The organism is Variovorax sp. LG9.2, assembly GCF_035018885.1.
In the GTDB taxonomy this organism is placed as follows: Bacteria; Pseudomonadota; Gammaproteobacteria; order Burkholderiales; family Burkholderiaceae_C; genus Variovorax.
Genome location: NZ_JASJXB010000016.1, coordinates 79,037 through 99,745, shown reverse-complemented (window position 1 = coordinate 99,745; position 20,709 = coordinate 79,037). Strand labels below are relative to the sequence as shown.

Genomic DNA, 20,709 nt, shown 5'->3' with positions numbered 1-20,709 from the left:
TCCAATCCATTCAATCATTCCAACCACCAGGATCAAACGATGTTCAACAAAGGACAACTTGCCGGCCTCATGAAGCAGGCGCAGGCAATGCAGGACAACCTCAAGAAGGCACAAGACGAGCTCGCCACGATCGAGGTCGAAGGCGAGTCGGGCGCGGGCTTGGTCAAGGTGCTGATGACCTGCAAGCACGACGTGAAGCGCATCACCATCGACCCGAGCCTGCTGGCCGACGACAAGGACATGCTCGAGGACCTCGTGGCCGCTGCCTTCAACGCCGCGGTGCGCAAGGCGGAAGAGATGAGCGAGCAGAAGATGGGCAAGCTCACCGCCGGCATGCCCGGCCTGCCGCCCGGCATGAAGCTGCCGTTTTGATGCACGTCATCGGTGGCTGATTCCAGCTCGCTCAACGCGCTGGTCGACGCGCTGCGCCGCCTGCCAGGCGTCGGCGTCAAGTCGGCTTCGCGCATGGCGTTCCATTTGCTACAGCACGACCGCGAGGGCACGCAGATGCTTGCGCGCGCCCTGCAGCAGGCGGCCACGCAAGTGCGGCACTGCGATCGTTGCAACACCTTCACCGAGGCTGGCATCTGCAGCGTCTGTCTGGATGCGCGTCGCGATGCCACCAAGCTGTGCGTGGTCGAAACACCGGCCGACCAGGCTGCGCTGGAGCGCACGGGCGCTTTCCGTGGTTATTACTTCGTGCTGATGGGCAAGCTCAGTCCGCTCGATGGCATCGGTCCCAAAGACATCGGCTTGCAAAAGCTGTTCGACCGCGCGCTCGACGGTACGGTGAGCGAGGTGATTCTCGCGACCAACTTCACGGCAGAAGGCGAGGCCACAGCGCACGTCATCGGTGAGGCGTTGAAGCAACGCGGCCTGCGCGTGACGCGGCTGGCGCGCGGCGTGCCGGCAGGCAGCGAGCTGGAATACGTCGATCTCGGCACCATCGCACATGCACTGGTCGACCGGCGCTAGAGCACGCACGACCTCGGCTTTTTGGTGAACGCGGCGATTCTCTTCGTCGGCCAGCAGAGAGCTTCTTGCTTACGTAAAAACCCGCACGGGATGTTCCCGATGCAGGAGACAAGGGCCGGCCCCAAGCTCACTGCATGCTCAATCGCCGTCTCTTCACTTCTGCAGGCGCGTTGGCCGCTGCGACCATTGCAGTGCCCCGACTGCACGCCCAACCCAAACTCGAAAAAACGAAGGTGTCGATTGCCGTCGGAGGCAAGGCTGCGTTCTATTACCTGCCGCTCACCATCTCCGAGCAGCTCGGCTACTTCAAGGCAGAGGGCCTCGAAGTTGAGATCTCCGACTTCGCGGGTGGCGCACGCGCGCTGCAGGCAGTCGTCGGCGGCTCTGCCGATGTCTGCTCCGGCGCCTTCGAGCACACCATCAACCTGCAGGCAAAGAACCAGGCTTTTCAGTGCTTCGTGCTGCAGGGCCGCGCGCCGCAGATTGCCGTCGGTGTGTCGACCAAGGCGATGCCCAACTACAAGACGCTGGCCGACCTGAAGGGCAAGAAGATCGGCGTCTCTGCGCCCGGCTCGTCGACCAATATGGTCGCAAACCTCGTGCTGTCGCGCGGCGGCCTGAGGGCGACCGACGTGAGCTACATCGGCGTCGGCGTCGCGGCTGGCGCGCTCACCGCGCTGCGCTCGGGCCAGATCGACGCGATCAGCAACACCGATCCGGTGATGACCATGCTCGAGCAAAAGGGCGACGTGAAAATCATCAGCGACACGCGCACCCTCAAGGGTACGCAAGACGTGTTCGGCGGGATGATGCCCGCGGCCTGTCTCTATGCATCGATGGAGTACATCCAAAAGAATCCGAACACCTGCCAGGCGCTTGCCAATGCGATCGTCCATGGCCTCAAGTGGCTGCAGACCGCAGGGCCGGGCGACATCATCAAGACCGTGCCGGAGGCCTATCTGCTGGGTGACCGCGCGCTGTATCTCGCGTCGTTCGACAAGGTTCGCGAATCGATCGCGATCGACGGCATCGTGCCAGCCGATGGACCCAAGACCGCACTCACCGCCATCGCCAGTTTCGACGCCAGCGTCAAGGCCGACAAGATCGACATCGCCAAGCTGTACACGAACGAATTTGCCAAGCGCGCGAAGGACAGGTTCAAAGCCTGACTTTCGAGCGTCCAGCGACCCGGCTTCGGCCGGGTTTTTTCTTTGTCCGCACCGCGAACCGCGATGCCAAAATCCCCGTCATGTCCGAATACGCTCTCGAACTTCTCGACATCTCCTGCACCTTCAGATCGAAGGACGATCCGGGCCAACGCTACACCGCGGTAGCCGACACCACGCTGCGCATCAAGGCCGGCGAATTCGTCTCCGTCGTCGGGCCGACCGGCTGCGGTAAATCGACACTGCTCAACGTCGGCGCCGGGTTGTTGACGCCTTCGTCAGGCGTCATCAAGGTGTTCGGCGAACCACTGGTCGGCATCAACAAGCGCGCCGGCTACATGTTCCAGAGCGAAGCGTTGATGCCCTGGCGCAGCACGCTCGACAACGTGATGGTCGGCCTGCAGTACCGCGGCGTGCCCGATGCAGAAGCCAGGTCGCAGGGCAATGCATGGCTTGCGCGCGTCGGTCTCTCGGGCTTCGGAGACCGCTATCCCCACCAGTTGTCCGGCGGCATGCGAAAGCGTGCTGCGCTGGCGCAAACGCTGGCGCTCGACCCCGACATCATCCTGATGGACGAACCTTTCAGCGCGCTCGACGTGCAGACGCGACAGCTGATGGAAAACGAGGTGCTCGCCCTGTGGGCGGCCAAGAAGAAGGCGGTGCTCTTTATCACGCACGACCTGGACGAAGCCATCGCGATGAGCGACCGTGTCGTGGTGCTGTCTGCCGGACCGGCCACACATCCGATCGGCGAGTTCAACATCGATCTGGCGCGGCCGCGTGACGTGGCCGAGGTGCGCACGCACCCGCGCTTCGTCGAGCTGCACACGCAGATATGGAACGTGCTGCGCGACGAGGTGCTCAAGGGCTACGCTCAACAGTTGAAGAAGGCGGCGTGATGACCTTGAAGCCGAACGAACGCAACGCGCGCTTCTGGCAGCTAGCCCTGCTGGTCATCATTCTCGTGGCGTGGCATGTGGCCTCGCGCAATCAGCAGTTCGCCTTCTTCCTCGGCGAACCGATTCAGGTGGCAGGGCGCATCTGGAGCTGGTTCATGCCGTTCAACGTGCCGGCGAACCCGCTATTTCCCGATGGCCTGAAAGGCAACGCCGACATCTACCTGCACCTCGGCACCACGTTGATCGAAACCGTGCTGGCCTTCTTCATCGGCACTGCACTTGGCCTGGCGTGTGGACTGTGGCTCGCGCTGGCACCGACCGCCAGCCTCATCCTCGACCCTTACATCAAGGCCGCGAACTCGATGCCACGCGTGATCCTCGCACCGATCTTTTCGCTGTGGCTGGGCCTGGGGATCTGGAGCAAGGTCGCTCTGGCGGTCACGCTGGTGTTCTTCATCGTGTTCTTCAACGTGTACCAGGGTGTGCGCGAAGTGAGTCCGGTGATCCTGGCCAACGCCCGGATGCTGGGCGCCAACCAGCGGCAGTTGCTGCGCACCGTCTACCTGCCGAGCGCGACCAGCTGGGTGTTTTCCAGTTTGCACACCTCGGTGGGCCTGGCCTTCGTCGGCGCGGTGGTGGGCGAGTATCTAGGGTCGGCGCGTGGCGTCGGCTACTTGATCTTGCAGGCTGAAGGTACCTTCGATGTCAACACCGTGTTCGCCGGCATCGTCGTGCTCACTGCCTTCGCACTGGTGCTCGACGGCATCGTCGGTCTGGTGGAGAAGCGGCTGATGAAGTGGCAGCCCAGGAGCGGCGAGACCGAGAAGCTCTGAGATTCAGCGCTTCTTCTTGATCGGCTCGCCGCCGCGCTTCTCGCGCACCACGGTCTTGCTGCTCGCCGGAACCTTGTCGATCTTCGGCTTGCCGGAAGTGCCCTTGGCAACCGGCGCCGGCACGCGCTGGCTCACGGCCTGCACGCGCGACTGACCGCGTGGCGCGGATGCAGTTTGCGGAGCGCGCTGTGACTTCGCCGCGCGATCGTGGCGTCCAGCATGAATCAACTGTGCGTTGCCGGTGCCGACGTGCGCTGCCCGTGCCGCCTGAATCGGCAAATACACGACCACCTGATAGCCGCGCGGAAACGCATGGTTGGGCTTGACGTCGTTCCAGTCAGCCACGTTGGTGGCGCTCAGACGGTAACGCTGCGCAATGCTCGCGACGCTGTCGTTGCGGCCAGCCTTGACGGTGGTTTTGCGGGTGACGATCTCCGGTTGAAAGCTCAGCTGGCCGGTGTCGGCAACGACGGCCGCCACGTCTTCAAGCACCTTGGCCGAACGCGGAACGATCAACGTCGAGCCGGTCTTGATGAGCATGCGCGGCGGTATCGCGTTGATCGATCGAAGGTCGACTTCGCTCATGCCGGCGCGTTGGGCGGCGTCGGCCACCGTCATGGTCGTGGGCACGGTCCATGCGGTCCAGCTCGCATATTGACCTTGCGTGTAAGCCTCGAAGTTGCGCTGGAATACGGCCGCGTTATCCCAGGGCAAAAGGATCTGTGGCGTGCCGGCGGCCAGCAACACCGGCTTGTGCGCGGCCGGGTTCAGTGCGCGAAAGTCTTCGATGCGCGTGTCGGCCAGCTTGGCGGCGAGGTTCACGTCGAGGTCTCGCGTGAGCGTCACCGACTGAAAGTACGGGTGGTTGGCAATCAGCGGCAGCTCGGTGTTGAAAGCCTGCGGATTGGCGACGATGTTCTTCACTGCCTGCAGCTTGGGCACGTACATGCGCGTCTCGGCTGGCATTTGCAGGTCGCTGTAGGTGGTCGGCAACCCCAGCTTCTGGTTCTTTGCGATGGCACGGCTGACGCTGCCTTCGCCCCAGTTATAGGCGGCGAGCGCCAGTTGCCAATCGCCGAACATGCCGTAGAGCTTTTGCAGGTAGTCGAGCGCGGCGCGGGTCGATGCCAGCACATCGCGCCGGTCGTCTCGAAACACGTTTTGCTTCAGGTCGTAGTCAGTGCCTGTCGCAGGCATGAACTGCCACATGCCGGCCGCGCGGGCGCTCGACACGGCTTGCGGGTTGAAGGCGCTTTCGATGAAGGGGAGCAGGGCGATCTCGGTCGGCATGTCGCGACGCTCGAGTTCTTCGACGACGTGAAAGATGTACTTGTTCGAGCGCTCGGTCATGCGCTGGATGTAGTCGGACCGCGTGGCATACCACTGCTCGCGGTCGTGCACGGCCTCGTTGTCGAGATTCGGCATCTTGAAGCCGCGGCGAATGCGGTCCCACATGTCGGTCGGCGGCGCGAGCGGCATGACGTTCAGCGATGTGGCTTTGCCTGCCGTGATCGGTTGCAGCGGACCACCGGGATAGGTGGCTGCGGCGCCTCTGGTACCGCCGGAAGTCGAGCCGGTATCCGTGGAGGAAGAAGGCGATGTGGGCGTTGCGCAGCCCGCGAGCAGCAAGGCGCCTGCGACGCAGGCAGCAATGAGAAATTTCATCGGAAGTCGTTTTTCCATTGGCGCAGTGCGGCGAACACGTCGGCTTCGACCGCGTTGGCAGAAAGCTCGGCATGCGCGCGCACCGCTCGAAGGACAGTGGCTTCGCGGCTGCGAAGAAAGGGGTTGATCCGGCGCTCGATCGCGAGTTGCGAAGGCAGCGTCGGTTGCCCGAGTGCACGCAATGCTTCGCACTGCGCGTTGTACTGAGTCAGTTCGGTGTTCGCTGGTTCCACCGCCTGGGCAAAGCGGAGGTTAGCAAGTGTGTACTCGTGGCCGCAGCACACGCGTGTTGCGTCGGGCAAAGCGCTCAGCGCATCGAGCGAAGACAGCATCTGCGCCGGCGTGCCTTCGAACAGGCGGCCACAGCCGCCAGAGAAGAGCGTGTCGCCGCAAAACAGCAACGGCGCTGCCTCGTGGCCCGCAGATTCCCGTGCCGACAGAAAAAAGGCAATGTGGCCCGCGGTGTGACCGGGGATGTCGATCACTTCGAAATCCAGACCGAGCGCTTCTGCGTGATCGCCTTGCTTCAGTGGTGTGAACGGCTCGGGAATGTTCTCGCGCGCAGGGCCGAAAACCCTGGCGCCGGTGGCAGCATGCAGCTCGGCCACGCCGCCAGTGTGATCGGCGTGATGGTGCGTGACTAAAATCGCGGCGAGTTGCAAGTTGTCGCGCTTCAGTGCGTCGAAAACCGGTTTGGCTTGGCCCGGATCCACCACGATCGCGTTGCGCCCGTCGTGCAGCATCCAGATGTAGTTGTCGGTAAAAGCGGGTAGCGGAACGAGGTTCATGAGCGGTCAAATTATAGATTTGCACAAGTGGTTCGAGACCCCTCCGGGCCGCTATCTGCTGGCGTGGGAGCAGGCGCAGTTCGACCACGCGGTAGCCGACATCTTCGGCTATCACGCTTTGCAGCTCGGCGTGCCCGAAATCGAAGGCCTTCGCACCAACCGCATGCCGCACCGCTGGCTGGCGGTGGCCGACCCTGCACAGGCCAATTTGCGCCCGCGCCTGCGTGGTTCGCTCATCACCGATTTTGCGGCGCTGCCCTTTTCGGCCAACAGCCTCGACTTGGTCGTGCTGCCGCACGCGCTGGAGCTCAGTGCAGATCCGCATGCAACTCTGCGCGAGGTCGAAAGGGTGCTGGTGCCCGAAGGCCGCGTGGTCATTTGTGGGCTGAATCCATCGAGCCTCTGGGGCATGCGGCAGCGGCGCGCTCACCTGTACCGGCACCTCGGCTTCGGCCAGTTGTTTTTGCCGGAGGCCGGTGAGTTCATCGGCTTCAGGCGCATGCGCGACTGGCTGCGACTGCTCAGCTTCGAAGTCGAGTCGGGGCGATTCGGCGCGTACCGCCCGGCCGTCAACAGCGAGACCTGGCTCGAACGTTGCCGCTGGATGGACACGGCCGGCGAGCGCTGGTGGCCCATCTTCGGCGCAGTCTATTTTTTGGTCGCAGTTAAGCGCGTGCGCGGCATGCGGCTGCTCAGTGCCGACTGGCGTCGCGCCTCGGCACGCGCTACGGCGCCGGTGCCCATTGCAGGCAAGGTCCACCGGTCGCCTTCCTCAGAAAACGAAAGAAGCATTTGAGTTTGGACGAAGTCGTTATCTACACCGACGGGGCTTGCAAGGGCAACCCGGGACCAGGTGGGTGGGGTGCCTGGCTCAAGTCGGGGCTCACCGAAAAAGAGTTGTTTGGCGGCGAACTCGCCACCACCAACAACCGCATGGAGCTGACCGCCGTCATCGAAGGCCTCACTGCCCTCAAGCGACCATGCAAGGTGGTGCTGTACCTCGACAGCCAGTACGTGCGCATGGGCATCATGGAGTGGGTGCATGGCTGGAAACGTAAGGGCTGGCGCACCGCGAGCGGCCAGCCGGTAAAAAATGTCGAGCTATGGCAGCGGCTCGACAAGCTGGTGCAGGAGGGCGGGCATCAGATCGAATGGCGCTGGGTCAAGGGGCACTCGGGTGACCCGGGCAACGAGCGCGCCGACATGCTGGCGAACAAGGGCGTCGAGCGGGCGCTAGGGCGGCTCTAGGCCGTGCGCTCGGCCAGTTCGTTCAGTCGGTTCAGCCGACGTCGTCCGCTTGCGATCGCGCAAGGCGTTCAAGCTTCCAGCACGAACATCGAATCCGCCGGCTCGCCGCCGCGAAAGAAATAGTCGCCCGATGCGATTTCGACTACAGGCAAGGCTGCATCGGCGCCTCTCGGTCTTTGAGGTCGTCTAGATCAGGCCGTCGAACATCATCACGTCGACTTCGTCACCGGCGGCGACATTGCCTTGCTCATGGTGCAACACGACCAACCCGTTGGCTTCGACCATGGAACTCAAGATGCCCGAGCCCTGGTTGCCGGCGATGCGCACTTCTGGCAAGGCGCCCGGTTTCGGCTGGACAAAGCCGCGCTGGTATTCGGTACGACCCGGCTTCTTGCGGATCGGGCCGGCGCTGCGCGCTCGCAGCAGGGGCAGCGGTGCACTCGCCGCGCCTTGGCAACCCATTATCCGCAGCAAGGCAGGGCGAACCAGAACGAGAAAGGTCACCATCGCCGCGACCGGGTTGCCGGGCAATCCGAAGAGGAGTGCGGGCGCGGCGCCAACATCATTCTGGTCGCGCGCAATCAATCCAACGGCGAGCGGTCGGCCGGGTCGCATCGCGACGTTCCAGAACGCGACGTCGCCGTGTCGTTCCATCACCGCACGCGTATGGTCGGCCGCGCCCATGCTCACGCCGCCGCTGGTGATGATGGCGTCGGCTTCGCGTGCGGCCCTTTGCAGCGTGTCGGCGAGCGCAAACGGGTCGTCGCGGACCAGGCCGAGGTCGATCACCTCGCAGCCGAGGCGGCTCAGCAAGCCGAACAGCGTGTAGCGATTGCTGTCGTACACCGCGCCTTCGCGCGGCGCTTCGCCGAGGCTCAGGATCTCGTCGCCGGTTGAAAAGTAGGCGACGCGCAATCGGCGCACCACCGGCACCATCGGCAGCCCGAGGCTCGCGACCAGGCCGAGCGCGGCTGGTGACAGTCGCGCCCCGTGCGTCAAAGCGGGCTGGCCTTGCATCAGGTCTTCACCTGCAAAACGGCGGTTATCGCCGCGGTGCAAAGCATTCGCGGGGAAGGTGATCCGGTCGCCTTCGATCCGACAGAACTCTTGCGGAACCACGGTATCGAGTCCTGTGGGCATGACAGCGCCGGTCATGATGCGAACCGCGTCGGTGGCTGCCAGCGGTCCGTGCCACGGTGCGCCGGCCAATGCGGTGCCCACCACGCGAAGGCTCAACGAACCTTCCGCAGCGTCCGACAGCAGTGCGCCACCGAATGCATAGCCGTCCATGGCGGAGTTGTCGTGCGGCGGCACGCTGACGGGCGAGACGATATCTTCGGACAGCACGCGACCCAGTGCATCGCGTAAAGCGATGCGTTCTGCTTGCGGGACGGCGGCCTGCTCTGTCAGCCGCTCAAGAAACGCCAGTGCGCTTGCAACGCTCAGGGAGGCTGCGTCATGGCCGTGGGCTGTATCGACAGTCGAATCAGCGACCGAAGCGGCGACTGGCGCTGCAAGAGACGCGGCGATGTCTGCAATGCGGGTCATCGTGCGTGCATTGCGTGCAACTCGTCCAGCGTGTTCGCGTTCAGGAAGGCGTCGGGCGCATCGCCGGGGCGATCGAAGGGCACAAGCACCGTGCGGTGCTGAGCCGTCCATGCGCCGACTTTGCGCCCATCTCGCTGCATGAAGCGCTGTAGGCTGTCGCGCAAATCTGCAGGGGCATCGGTGCGATCGCTGCGCGAATTGATATGCGGCCTTGCACGCAGAAGGCAGAACACGGGCTGAGGCCGAAGCTTCGGCGTGCCTTCATCCGACTCTGAGTGTCCTGCTGCCATCGCCATGGTGATGTCGGCGTCTGCATCGACCATCGCGTCGGCCAGGCGACGCGCCAGATCGTGCGGGAAGAGCGGCGTATCGCAAGGCACGGTCAGCAGATATTCGGTTTCGCAATGCGCCAGGCCGGTCAGAAAGCCCGCCAACGGCCCGGCGTGGTCGGCCGGTTCATCATCCGGCCACACCGGAAATCCGAACGTTTCATAGGTCGGCAGATTGCGATTGGCATTGATGACAACGCGCCCGACCTGCAGCGCAAGTCGCGATGCCGCGCATGCACCTAGCGGAACCCGATTGAACTTCTGCAACCCCTTGTCGACACCCCCCATGCGCGACCCACGTCCGCCCGCGAGCACCAGCCCGGTGACGTCGGCGGGGGAGATTGCGGTCATCCGCCGATATAGCTCATCTCGACACGGCGCGGCGTGGCCGCCGGGTCGCCGTCGTCGTCCGAGCCCGGATCACCGGCTGCACGAAGCGCCCGCAATTCCGAGTACCGATCGGCGCGCCCTTGCCAGATGTTGCCGATGTGCGAGACGATCTGTTCGTCGCTCGCGTCACCGCGCAACAGCGGCCTCAAATCATGTCCGCCGTGCGCGAAGAGGCAGAGATAGAGCTGTCCTTCGGTCGACAGGCGCGCGCGGCTGCAGTCGCTGCAAAAAGCGTGAGTCACGCTGCTGATCACGCCGATTTCGCCGCGCCCGTCGGCATAGGCCCAGCGCTGTGCAGTCTCGCCCGGCGTGCTCGCGTCGAGCGGCACCAAGGGGAACTCGGCGGCTATGCGTGCGACCACGTCCGACGATGGCATGACTTCGTCCATGCGCCAGCCGTTGGTCGCGCCGACGTCCATGTACTCGATAAAGCGAAGCACCACGCGGCCGCCGTAGTGATCGCGAAAGTAGCGCGCCATCGGCACGATTTCCTGATCGTTGGTGCCGCGCTTCACAACCATGTTGATCTTGATGGGGCCGAGCCCGGCGGCCACCGCCGCATCGATGCCGGCGAGCACATCGGCCACCGGAAAGTCGACGTCGTTCATGCGGCGGAACACGGCGTCGTCGAGGCCGTCGAGACTAACGGTCACGCGCTGCAGGCCAGCCGCCTTGAGCGCCGCAGCCTTGCGCGCCAGCAACGACGCGTTGGTGGTGAGCGTGAGGTCTAGCGGCGCACCTTCGGGCGTGCCGTCGTTCCATCGGATCGCCGCGAGTTGTGAAATCAGCACATCGATGTTCTTGCGCAGCAACGGCTCGCCGCCGGTCAGCCGGATCTTGCGCACGCCGTGCAGCGCGAAGAGCCGCGCCAGTCTCGTGATCTCTTCGAAGCTCAGGAGGGCACTGTGCGGCAGGTAGTCGTAGTTTTTGTCGAACACGTCTTTCGGCATGCAGTAGCTGCAACGGAAGTTGCAGCGGTCGGTCACGCTGATGCGCAAGTCGGTGAGCGGACGGCCGAGCCGGTCGACCAGATGCCCAGTGGCCGCAACCACTGCGTCGCTCACGACATTGCCAACCGAAGCCGTCCGCAAGCGGCTGCGCTCGTCGACAAGAGGGATCACGCGTGCGTTCATGGCTCGGTTGTATGCGGGCGGGCGACTCAGCCGTGTCGGACGGCAACGGTCTTGAGCGTGGTGAACCCATAAAGGGCCTCGAAGCCCTTTTCGCGACCGTAGCCCGATGACTTGACGCCACCGAAAGGCAACTCCACACCACCACCCGCACCGTAGTTGTTGATGAACACCTGGCCGGCGCGCACCCGCTTGGCCATGCGGAACTGGCGTGCACCGTTGGCGGTCCACACGCCGGCCACGAGTCCGAACTGCGTCGCGTTGGCGAGCGCCACCGCTTCATCCTCGTCGCGGAACTGCATTGCTGCGAGCACGGGGCCAAAGACTTCCTCCTGCGCCAGCCGATGCATCACCGGCACATCGCGCAACAGCGTGGGCGCTTGATAAAAGCCGGTGTCGGGCGCTTCGTCGACCACAACGCCTTGCGCCACCATCGGAATGTCGGCGTGCTGCGCGTCCGAGAGAAAATCCCATACGCGTTGCTGCTGCGATTGCCGAATAAGCGGGCCGACGTCGAGGTCCATCGCGGCCGGGCCGACGCGCAGCGCAGAGAACGCATGGCCGAGGCGCTCGAGCAGCAGCTCGTAGATGTCGCGCTCGATCAGCACGCGTGAGCCGGCCGAACAGGTCTGGCCGGCGTTCTGCACGATTGCGTTGATGAGCACCGGAATGGCGGCGTTGATGTCGGCATCGGCAAAGATGATCTGCGGGCTCTTGCCGCCGAGCTCCAGTGTGACCGGGCAATGACGCTCTGCTGCGATCTGCTGAATCAACGTGCCGATCTTCGGGCTGCCGGTGAAGCTGATGTGATCGATGCCTTCATGGCGCGCAAGGGCATCGCCCGCTTCATGGCCGTAGCCGGTCACGATGTTCAGCGCACCCGGCGGAAAGCCTGCTTCGGCGGCCAGTTGCGCCACGCGGATAAGCGACAGGCAGGCGTCTTCGGCCGGCTTGACCACGCACACGTTGCCTGCGGCCAGCGCACCGCCCACGCTGCGCCCGAAGATCTGCATCGGGTAGTTCCACGGAATGATGTGGCCGGTGACGCCGTGCGGCTCGCGCCAGGTGAAGACGCTATAGCCTTCTTGGTAAGGGATGGTTTCGCCGTGGAACTTGTCGCAGGCACCGGCGTAGAACTCGAAGTAGCGCACCAGCGCCAACGCATCGGCACGGGCTTGCTTGACCGGCTTGCCGCAATCGCGCTGTTCGAGCAGCGCCAGTTCGTCGACGTGCTCGGCGATCTTTTGCGAGAGCTTGTAGAGCAAGCGGCCGCGGTCGGCCGCGCTGACTTTGCTCCAGGTGCTTTCAAAGCAATCGCGTGCCGCGCGAACGGCGCTGTCGATGTCGTCGGCGTTGCTGCGTTGCAGTTCTTCGAAAATCTGACCGTCTGATGGATCAATGACGGGCAGGGTGCGCCCGGACGACGAGGCCACGCTCGTGTTGGCGATGTAATTAAGTTGCATCAATGAATTCTCGCGCAAGGTCGATAGACGTTGCAGCCATGTTGTCGATGTCCGGTTGCTGCGCCGATGCTTTTCACTGCGCGGCGCAAATATTTCAGTCGCTTTCGGCGCTTCACGGCAGAGGGTGCGGCGCTGTCAGGGCGTCAGCGCGCCGGCGCTTTCTGCAAGGCGCGCACGGCCTCCAGCATTCGCTCGACGTGCTTGTCCGGGTTGAGGTTCTGGTAGTAATAGGCAACCTTGCCATCCGACGAGATCACATAAGAGAGTCGATTGGCGAAATCGGGCCGCGTCTGCATGAGAGCGTCGAAGCTCTGGATAACGGTCTTGGACTCGTCCGAGGCCACTGGAAACCGGCTCTGGCACGCGCGGACCGAAAATTTCGACAACGTGCCGATGTCGTCTGCGGAGACGCCGATCACCGTGGCACCGAGCGCAGCGAATTTGTCTGTCGCTTCGGCGAAGGCATGCGCTTCGATCGAACAATCTGCCGAGTCGGCTGCCGGGAAGAAGTAGACGACCACCGGGCCTTTTGCCAGTGCCTCGGCAAGCGAGTAGCGAAAGGTCTTTCCACCCAGCGCCGCGTTGGCGGTGAACTTAGGTGCGGTGTCGCCGATGTCCAACGCAGCGAAAGCAGGCTGAGCCGTCAGCAAAACAACGGCAATCGGCACACAGCGTGAGAGGATGGTTCGAACGAAATGGGCCATTGTGTAACTCCCGGCGAGTGGCCGCCGAATTCTAGAGTGCTCAGTTTTGCGGGCGCGCGTTGAAACCAGCATGCACCCAGTGGCGTACTCGAAGCAGCGAACACGAAAGAAAAGCATGAAAACACTCTCCCGACTCTCTGCTTTCATGCGCTTGCGGTGGCTGCGCGCTTTGCTGGCACTGTCGGCCATCGCCATGCTCGGTGCGTGCGGGTCGTTGCCGCCGATGCGCGAACGTGCGATGGTGACATCGGCCCCAGCCGATCCGTCGACCGCGCTGGCCACGATAGCCGCTGCCTCCACGCCGCCGGGCGAACACTCCGGCTTTCGTCTGATGCCATTGGGCGTGTACTCGCTCGATGCGCGCATTCAATTGGCGCAGCGCGCCCAGCGATCGCTGGTGGTGCAGTACTACCAGCTCGAAAACGACGCGGTCGGTCGCTTGTTGCTGCGTTCGTTGCGCGAGGCGGCGCTGCGCGGGGTCAAGGTGCGTGTGCTGGTCGACGATCTCTACACGGTGAAGAGCCAGCAGCTGTTGCTCGCGCTTTCGGAGACGCAGAACGTCGACGTGCGGCTCTACAACCCATTCTGCTGTGGCCGCAACGGCTTCATCTCACGCTTCGCTGCCTCGCCGCATGAAATCGGCCGGCTCAACCATCGCATGCACAACAAGCTTTTCATCGCCGACGGCACGATGGCGGTTGTGGGCGGTCGCAACATTGCCGACGAGTATTTCGTCTTGAGCGAAGCGCAGAACTTTATCGACATGGATGCGCTGATCATCGGCAAGGTGGTACCGCAGTTCGAGACCATCTTCGACGGCTACTGGAACAGCGAACAGGTCCGGCCGATCGAAGAAATAGTCACGCCGGAGGGGGGCCAAAAGCTCACGGGCGCCGACTTCGACAGCTGGGTTGGCATGGCCGCGCCGGCGCCGAAGATCGAGCTGCCGCCATCAGACATCCTCGGCTATGGCCCGATCGGCGAAGAACTCGATGGCGGCCGGTTGGGCCTGCTGTGGGGCGAAGCACTTGCCATTGCCGACCCGGCGAGCAAGCCGACTTACATGACTGAAGACGAGGCGGTTGCGACCAGCGTCACGATGAAGGTGTGGGGCCTGCTGCTCGATGCCAAGACCGATGTCGAACTGACTTCGCCCTACCTGGTTCCGGGCGAGAAGGGCATGGCGGCGTTCGAAGATCTGGCCAAGCGCAACGTCAAGCTCACGCTGCTCACCAATTCGCTGGCGGCCAACGACGAGCCGCTGGTTCACACAGGCTATGCACGCTACCGCGAGCGCCTGCTCAAAACCGGCGCAGACGTGTACGAGCTGAGCCCGGAGCGCACCACGGCGAGCAAGCGATTCGGATCGTTCGGCAAGTCGCTCGGTCGGCTCCACGCCAAAACGGCCGCGATCGACAAGCGGCGCGTCTTCATTGGATCGATGAACCTCGACCCACGCTCGGCCAGCCAGAACACCGAAATGGGCGTGGTCGTCGACAGTCCGCAACTGGCACGCGAAATGCTCCGGATCATTAATATCAGCAAACTGCAGAACTCGTACCGGCTGCGGCTCACCAAACCCGCCGGAACGCTCGAATGGCTGACGACCGATGGCGAAAACGAAATGATCCTGACGACCGAGCCGGAATCCGGCTTTTTCAAGCGCCTCTATAACTCGTTGATCGCGCCGATAGTCCCGGAAATGCTGCTGTAGTTGTGTACTTATTGCTGTCTACCCACTGTCAAAAAACCAATATACAGTTAGAAACAATTGGTGCGACGGGCGCGCCAGCAACCGTTTTTCAGGATGAACGCAGTGAGCAACTCTCGGCAAGTGGTCATGCAAGTCGTCAAGCGCTCCGGTGAGGCAGCGCACCACGTCGAGTTCACTCTCGACGACAACTTTTCGGAACGGCTGCGGCAGCTTCGGACGTTGGTGCCGCCGCTCAACGGTCTGAACAAGCAACGGGACCTCGTTATCGACAAGGTGCGCGCGCGACTGCCCTCGGCAGTGTGGCGTTGCGGTGCGGCGGGCGAAGAACCCAGCGCCGTCGATGGTTCGTGCATCGTGATCGCGGCAGAAGGCTTCTTCAACTGCGGCGCCAAGGATCGCAAGTCCAAGGAGAAGCTGGTGACGTACACCTTCCCGATCCAGCGGCTTGTCGAACTGCACGCTGAGCGCGCCAACGGCGAAACGTTCTTTATCCGAAACGGTATTTTCACGAACGACGAGCCGGCCGATTCATCTGCGGGACGCTGGGTCGCCGCGCTGCATGAATTTGCCGACTCTCGGCTGCCTGAGGGGCCGTCGCAGTTCGACACGCTGCCGGGCGCGCCTGATACGCGCCAGCCGAGCATGAGCGAGCTGAATTGAGACCGGCCCACTCGCAGCAGGCCCAAGCCCAAGCCCAAGCCCGGTCTCAGGACTTGAGCATCATCAGGATTTGATCTTCACCTCGACACGGCGCGCTTCGGCCGCCGGCCCGTCAACCTGAGACTGCTCAGGCTTGGAAAGCTCGATCTTGTCGGCAGGTGCACCCGCTGCCTTCAGCGCGTCACTCACCGCCATTGCCCGCTGCCTTGCCAGCTCCGCATTGGTCGCCGCATCGCCGCTGGCGTCGTGATAGCCGCTCACCAGAACCGTGCTGCCGCTTTGAACCGCTTTGACGACATCTGCCAGCGCTTCCTTGCCGCCGGGTGCGATTTCTGATTTGCCGGTCTGGAAGTAGAACTTCACTATGCCGTTCTCGACCTTGACCGATGCGGCTTCGATGGCCGCGACCGCACCGGCAGCAGCAGCGGGTGCGGCAGCCGCGGCGGGTGCTGGCGCCATCGCGGCGGGTGGCGTTTCGATCTTTAATGGAACGGCGGCCGCGGCATCGCCACCGTGGAACTTGACCACCAGCGGCACGATCAGCAGCGCCACGATGTTGATGATCTTGATCAGCGGGTTGATTGCCGGACCGGCCGTGTCTTTGTAGGGGTCGCCCACGGTGTCGCCGGTGACCGCGGCCTTGTGCGCTTCGGAACCCTTGCCGCCGTGATGGCCGTCTTCGATGTATTTCTTGGCGTTGTCCCAGGCGCCGCCGCCCGTGCACATGCTGATGGCGACGAAAAGTCCAGTGACGATTGTTCCCATCAGCAGGCCTCCGAGCGCTTTCGGCCCGAGCACCAGGCCGACGATGATCGGCACCACGACCGGCAGCAGCGAAGGGATCATCATTTCCTTGATGGCCGCACCGGTCAGCATGCTCACGGCCCTGCCGTACTCTGGCTTGCCCGTGCCGTCCATGATCCCGGGAATCTCGCGGAACTGGCGACGCACTTCCTCGACCACCGCCCCGGCGGCGCGGCCCACCGCCTCCATCGCCATCGCGCCGAACAGGTAGGGAATCAGGCCGCCGATGAAGAGACCGACGATCACCATCGGGTCGCTCAGGTTGAAGCTGATCGCCTGGCCATAGCTTTCGAGCTTATGTGTGTAGTCGGCGAAGAGCACCAGTGCAGCCAGGCCGGCCGAGCCGATCGCGTAGCCCTTGGTCACCGCCTTGGTGGTATTCCCGACCGCGTCGAGCGGGTCGGTCACGCTGCGCACGCTCTCCGGCAGGCCGGCCATTTCGGCGATGCCGCCGGCGTTGTCGGTGATCGGCCCGTACGCATCGAGCGCGACCACGATACCGGCCATCGACAGCATCGAGGTGGCAGCCACCGCAATGCCGAACAGGCCGGCGAGCGAATAGGACGCGAGGATCGCGATGCAAACGAAAATCACCGGCCAAGCCGTCGAGCGCATCGACACGCCGAGGCCCGCGATGATGTTGGTACCGTGGCCGGTGGTGGAGGCTTGCGCGATGTGCTGCACCGGCTTGTATTGCGTGCCGGTGTAGTACTCGGTGATCCAGACCAGAGCGGCGGTCAGCGCAAGGCCGACGAAGCAGGCGCCGAATAGTTTCAGCTGGCTGCCGCTGGCAGCTACGGCGTTGTCCGGAATGAGCCAACTCGTGACGAACCAGAAGGCGATCAGCGACAGGATGCCGGCGACGGCCAGCCCTTTGTAGAGCGCCGGCATCACGTTCACCATGCCCGGCGACGCCTTCACGAAGAAGCAGCCGATGATCGACGCAATGATCGACACCGCGCCCAGCGCCAATGGGTACAGCACCGCGTTGATCGGGGCTGTCGTGATCATCAGCGCGCCGAGCACCATGGTGGCGATGAGCGTCACGGCGTAGGTTTCGAACAGGTCGGCAGCCATGCCGGCGCAATCGCCAACGTTGTCGCCGACGTTGTCTGCGATCACCGCCGGATTGCGCGGGTCGTCTTCCGGGATGCCGGCTTCGACCTTGCCTACCAAATCAGCGCCGACGTCGGCGCCCTTGGTGAAGATGCCGCCGCCGAGCCGCGCGAAGATCGAGATCAGCGAAGAGCCAAAGGCGAAGCCGATGAGCGGGTTCAGCAGCGTCGCGAGATTGGCACCGGGCGCTGCGCTACCGACCAGAAACCAGAAGAAGCCAGCAACGCCCAACAGGCCGAGGCCGACGACCAGCATGCCGGTGATTGCGCCGCCGCGAAACGCCACATCGAGCGCCGGTCCGATGCCGTGGGTCGCCGCCTGCGCTGTCCGCACGTTGGCCCGCACAGACACATTCATGCCGATGAAGCCGCAGGCACCCGACAGCACCGCACCGATGATGAAGCCTACCGCTGTGGTGACGTCGAGAAAGAGTCCGATAAGTACCGCGAGCACGACGCCGACGATGGCGATGGTTCGGTACTGCTTGGCGAGGTACGCGGCGGCACCCGTCTGGATCGCAGCCGCGATCTCCTGCATTCGGGCGTTGCCCGGGTCTTTGGAAAGTATCCAGCTGCGAGCCCAGAAACCGTAGCCAACGGCCACCAGGCCGCAGACCATGGCGAGTATCAGGGGAGTGTTGCCGATCATGCGTTTGCTTCTCCATCGTTCGTTGCGATTGAAAGAAACGGAAAGCACGCGGAACCCTGCGCGCAACGCGTACGGGACCTTGGATTTCCGTCGCGTTGCTTCCTCGAAGCTGCTGCACCTTGGGTGCGGAGCCGATTGGCCAACGCATGCAATTTACAGGCAAAAGTCACGGTTCGTGTGAGCGGACCGTGACACGATCAGTAAACTTCGGGTTTGTCCGCATCTTTCGCAATCCTCTCAACCACACGAACAACGACATGTCCTTCGACAAAGTTTCCCCTGGCAAGAACATCCCCGATTCATTCAATGTGGTGATCGAGATCCCGATGAATTCCGACCCGATCAAGTACGAGGTCGACAAGGAGTCGGGCGCGCTGTTCGTGGACCGCTTCATGACGACGGCCATGTACTACCCCGCCAACTACGGCTACGTGCCGCAGACCTTGAGCGGCGATGGCGACCCGGTCGACGTGCTGGTGATCGCGCCGTATCCGCTGCTACCGGGCGTCGTGGTGCCGTGCCGCCCCCTGGGCATTCTCTTGATGGAAGACGAGGCTGGAGTCGATGGCAAGGTGCTCGCCGTGCCGACCACCAAGGTACTGCCGATCTACAGCCACTGGAACTCGATCGACGATGTGAACCCGATGCGCTTGAAGGCCATCAGTCACTTCTTCGAGCATTACAAAGATCTCGAAGAAGGCAAGTGGGTCAAGGTGCTGGGATGGGAGGGCATCGACGCCGCCCGGAAGGAAGTCATGGACGGCATCGCCGCATACACGAAGTAAGACTCGGGTAGCCCCGCGCGGAGGGAACTCAGTCTTTCGGCATGAGTTTGACCAGCTCTTCATCAGGGAGCTTGCCGGCCGCTGTCACCAGACGCAGCGCCTCGGCATCGCTCATGGCGTCACCGCCGCTCAACAGAAACCGGATGACGCAAGCGCCGACCTTGATTTCGTCGCCATTGCCAAGCGCGCAGCTTTCGACGCGTTGGCCATTCACATAAGTGCCGTTGGTGCCGCCCAGATCGCGAATCTGGATCGCGTCTCCAGCCTGTTCCATCACGGCATGGGCGCGGCTGACTTGCGGATTGTCCAGCACCAGGTCGCAACTGGGTGCGCGTCCAATCAGATACGGGAGCTTGAACAACGCCACCTGCCTGGGCGTGGCTGTCTGTTGAAGAACGATGAGTCGAGCCATTTGAATATTCTCCCGCGAGCCAACCTGTGCCGAATGGCCCCAGGCCGTGTGCCGATCGGCGGCGCGCTAGAGCGGGCTACCGGGGGCGTCAGCCGGCAGTATGTATAGCCTTTGTGGCGATTCGCACATATCAGGCCCAAAGCTCGGGATTAAGTCACGAAGCCTTGAAAGGACTGCGTTCGTCGAGGTGGTCCAGGTAGTTTTCGATGCCTGCGCCCTCGCGTTCCAGAAAGCGTTCGACGGCATCGGCGAACGAGGGATGCGCAAGCCAGTGAGCGCTCGTCGTCTTGACCGGCATCAGCGCGCGCGCCATCTTGTGTTCGCCCTGGGCGCCGCCCTCGAAACGCGAGACGCCGTTGTCGATGCACCACTGCAGGGGCTGGTAGTAGCAGGCGTCGAAATGGAGGCAGTCGACACGTTCGAGCGCGCCCCAATAGCGGCCGTACGCCGCGACCGGCGCATCGATGCCGCTTGCACCGTTCTCAGCGGCCGGAGAAAGCGCAATCAGGCTGGTGGCGATCGGCTTACCCGCGCGTTCAGCTACGAAAAGCAGCCACGCCTCTGGCAGAGTGTTGGCCATGCGATGGAAGAAGTCGCGGGTGAGGTAGGGCGCATTGCCGTGTTCCCGATAAGTGCGCGCATAGCAGCGATAGAAAAAATCCCAGTCGGCGGTGGAAATATCGGCGCCGCGTGACCAGCGAAAGCTGACCCCCGCATCAGCCACCTTGCGGCGCTCCTGTCGGATCTTCTTGCGCTTGTCGTGCGACAGGCTGGCCAGAAACGCGACGAAATTCGGATATCCGGGTTCGGTGTTTGTCCAATGAAATTGAACGGTGTGCCGCAGCATGAGTCCGGCTTCGGCGCAGGCGGCAATGTCTTCGTCGGCACCGAAAAGGAGATGCAGCGACGAAAGTTCTTCCTGCTTGCACCACTGAACCAACCCTTGAACCAGCAGGGTGCGGCTCTTCGCATCGCGCGCCAGCAGTCGCGCGCCGGGTACCGGCGTAAAGGGCACTGCAACGAGCGCTTTCGGGTAGTACTTGAGTCCGTGCTGCTCATAGGCGTTGGCCCATGCCCAGTCGAATACGTACTCGCCATACGAATGGTCCTTGACGTAGACCGGGCAAGCACCTTCGAGCCGTTTGCCGCGCCGCAGCGTGACGAAGGCAGCCGTCCAGCCGCTCTCCGGTGTGGCGCTCTTGCTTTCATGCAGAGCGACGAGATATTCGTGTCGCATGAAAGGAGAGGGATTCGGCTGCAGCGCGAGCAGGTCGTTCCACGCTTTCGCGTCGATTTCCGTCGGAGAGGTGTGGATGTGAAGAACGAGATCGGTCAAAGCAGATTCACGGAAGCGGATTCGAATAGTGATGAGCCGGCAGTTTAGAAAAGAATGCGAGACCCCGTGTGGCGACAGCTTTCATTGCACGATCGA

General features: G+C 63.1%; 20 protein-coding genes. 10 read left to right on the top strand and 10 right to left on the bottom strand.

Annotation, left to right across the window (positions count from 1 at the left end):
• The first annotated feature begins 39 nt into the window (after window positions 1-39).
• The 5 genes from QN413_RS17130 to QN413_RS17110 all read left to right on the top strand — a co-directional run bounded on the left by QN413_RS17130 (window position 40) and on the right by QN413_RS17110 (window position 3,873).
• Window positions 40-372, top strand: coding sequence for a YbaB/EbfC family nucleoid-associated protein (locus tag QN413_RS17130; RefSeq protein ID WP_187051691.1), 333 nt, complete (start codon window positions 40-42; stop codon window positions 370-372).
• Between the two features lie 12 nt (window positions 373-384).
• The gene (gene recR, locus QN413_RS17125) at window positions 385-975 is read left to right on the top strand and encodes a recombination mediator RecR (protein ID WP_323497774.1); all 591 of its coding nucleotides are present in this window, start codon (window positions 385-387) and stop codon (window positions 973-975) included.
• Between the two features lie 134 nt (window positions 976-1,109).
• Complete coding sequence (locus QN413_RS17120; protein WP_323497773.1) at window positions 1,110-2,144, top strand: ABC transporter substrate-binding protein; 1,035 nt, start codon at window positions 1,110-1,112, stop codon at window positions 2,142-2,144.
• An 80-nt stretch (window positions 2,145-2,224) separates the two neighbouring features.
• A complete protein-coding gene (locus QN413_RS17115; protein WP_187051694.1) occupies window positions 2,225-3,040 on the top strand; it encodes an ABC transporter ATP-binding protein in 816 nt (271 codons plus the stop codon).
• A complete protein-coding gene (locus QN413_RS17110; protein WP_323497772.1) occupies window positions 3,040-3,873 on the top strand; it encodes an ABC transporter permease in 834 nt (277 codons plus the stop codon). Before QN413_RS17115 ends, QN413_RS17110 begins: the two co-directional genes overlap by 1 nt.
• Before the next feature lie 3 nt (window positions 3,874-3,876).
• On the opposite strand, the gene QN413_RS17105 is transcribed toward QN413_RS17110, so the two are convergent.
• Both QN413_RS17105 and gloB read right to left on the bottom strand, forming a co-directional pair.
• The gene (locus tag QN413_RS17105) at window positions 3,877-5,538 is read right to left on the bottom strand and encodes a transglycosylase SLT domain-containing protein (protein WP_323497771.1); all 1,662 of its coding nucleotides are present in this window, start codon (window positions 5,536-5,538) and stop codon (window positions 3,877-3,879) included.
• Window positions 5,535-6,326, bottom strand: coding sequence for a hydroxyacylglutathione hydrolase (gene gloB, locus QN413_RS17100; protein ID WP_323497770.1), 792 nt, complete (start codon window positions 6,324-6,326; stop codon window positions 5,535-5,537). The genes QN413_RS17105 and gloB overlap by 4 nt, the downstream gene beginning before the upstream one ends.
• On the opposite strand from gloB, the gene QN413_RS17095 reads away from it, so the two are divergent.
• Together QN413_RS17095 and rnhA are read left to right on the top strand one after the other, a co-directional pair.
• The gene (locus QN413_RS17095) at window positions 6,325-7,122 is read left to right on the top strand and encodes a class I SAM-dependent methyltransferase (RefSeq protein WP_261802318.1); all 798 of its coding nucleotides are present in this window, start codon (window positions 6,325-6,327) and stop codon (window positions 7,120-7,122) included. The two genes, gloB and QN413_RS17095, sit on opposite strands and share 2 nt — an antisense overlap.
• A 2-nt stretch (window positions 7,123-7,124) precedes the next feature.
• Complete coding sequence (gene rnhA, locus QN413_RS17090; protein WP_323497791.1) at window positions 7,125-7,574, top strand: ribonuclease HI; 450 nt, start codon at window positions 7,125-7,127, stop codon at window positions 7,572-7,574.
• Window positions 7,575-7,760: 186 nt separating this feature from the next.
• On the opposite strand, the gene glp is transcribed toward rnhA, so the two are convergent.
• From glp to QN413_RS17065, 5 genes are all read right to left on the bottom strand, one after another.
• Window positions 7,761-9,122: a gephyrin-like molybdotransferase Glp gene (gene glp / locus QN413_RS17085; protein ID WP_323497769.1), complete on the bottom strand. Its 1,362-nt coding sequence runs from the start codon at window positions 9,120-9,122 to the stop codon at window positions 7,761-7,763.
• Window positions 9,119-9,802, bottom strand: a complete 684-nt coding sequence (gene mobA, locus QN413_RS17080; protein WP_323497768.1) for a molybdenum cofactor guanylyltransferase — start codon at window positions 9,800-9,802, stop codon at window positions 9,119-9,121. Before mobA ends, glp begins: the two co-directional genes overlap by 4 nt.
• Complete coding sequence (gene moaA / locus QN413_RS17075; protein ID WP_323497767.1) at window positions 9,799-10,974, bottom strand: GTP 3',8-cyclase MoaA; 1,176 nt, start codon at window positions 10,972-10,974, stop codon at window positions 9,799-9,801. Before moaA ends, mobA begins: the two co-directional genes overlap by 4 nt.
• A gap of 26 nt (window positions 10,975-11,000) precedes the next feature.
• Window positions 11,001-12,434: an aldehyde dehydrogenase family protein gene (locus QN413_RS17070; RefSeq protein WP_323497766.1), complete on the bottom strand. Its 1,434-nt coding sequence runs from the start codon at window positions 12,432-12,434 to the stop codon at window positions 11,001-11,003.
• Between the two features lie 143 nt (window positions 12,435-12,577).
• The gene (locus QN413_RS17065; protein WP_323497765.1) at window positions 12,578-13,138 is read right to left on the bottom strand and encodes a peroxiredoxin; all 561 of its coding nucleotides are present in this window, start codon (window positions 13,136-13,138) and stop codon (window positions 12,578-12,580) included.
• A gap of 115 nt (window positions 13,139-13,253) precedes the next feature.
• On the opposite strand from QN413_RS17065, the gene QN413_RS17060 reads away from it, so the two are divergent.
• Window positions 13,254-14,852 carry a phospholipase D family protein gene (locus QN413_RS17060; RefSeq protein WP_323497764.1) on the top strand — a complete coding sequence of 533 codons (1,599 nt, stop codon included), beginning with the start codon at window positions 13,254-13,256 and terminating at the stop codon, window positions 14,850-14,852.
• 102 nt (window positions 14,853-14,954) lie between these two features.
• Window positions 14,955-15,512: a hypothetical protein gene (locus tag QN413_RS17055; RefSeq protein ID WP_187051702.1), complete on the top strand. Its 558-nt coding sequence runs from the start codon at window positions 14,955-14,957 to the stop codon at window positions 15,510-15,512.
• Between the two features lie 63 nt (window positions 15,513-15,575).
• On the opposite strand, the gene QN413_RS17050 is transcribed toward QN413_RS17055, so the two are convergent.
• The gene (locus tag QN413_RS17050) at window positions 15,576-18,080 is read right to left on the bottom strand and encodes a sodium-translocating pyrophosphatase (protein WP_323497763.1); all 2,505 of its coding nucleotides are present in this window, start codon (window positions 18,078-18,080) and stop codon (window positions 15,576-15,578) included.
• Window positions 18,081-18,337: 257 nt separating this feature from the next.
• On the opposite strand from QN413_RS17050, the gene ppa reads away from it, so the two are divergent.
• The gene (gene ppa / locus QN413_RS17045) at window positions 18,338-18,865 is read left to right on the top strand and encodes an inorganic diphosphatase (protein WP_187051704.1); all 528 of its coding nucleotides are present in this window, start codon (window positions 18,338-18,340) and stop codon (window positions 18,863-18,865) included.
• Window positions 18,866-18,893: 28 nt separating this feature from the next.
• Here the strand turns inward: ppa and QN413_RS17040 are convergent, their stop codons facing one another.
• Both QN413_RS17040 and QN413_RS17035 read right to left on the bottom strand, forming a co-directional pair.
• A complete protein-coding gene (locus tag QN413_RS17040; RefSeq protein ID WP_323497762.1) occupies window positions 18,894-19,277 on the bottom strand; it encodes an FHA domain-containing protein in 384 nt (127 codons plus the stop codon).
• A gap of 154 nt (window positions 19,278-19,431) precedes the next feature.
• Entirely contained in the window at window positions 19,432-20,613 is a 1,182-nt protein-coding gene (locus QN413_RS17035) for a GNAT family N-acetyltransferase (protein ID WP_323497761.1), read from the bottom strand.
• Window positions 20,614-20,709 lie beyond the last annotated feature (96 nt).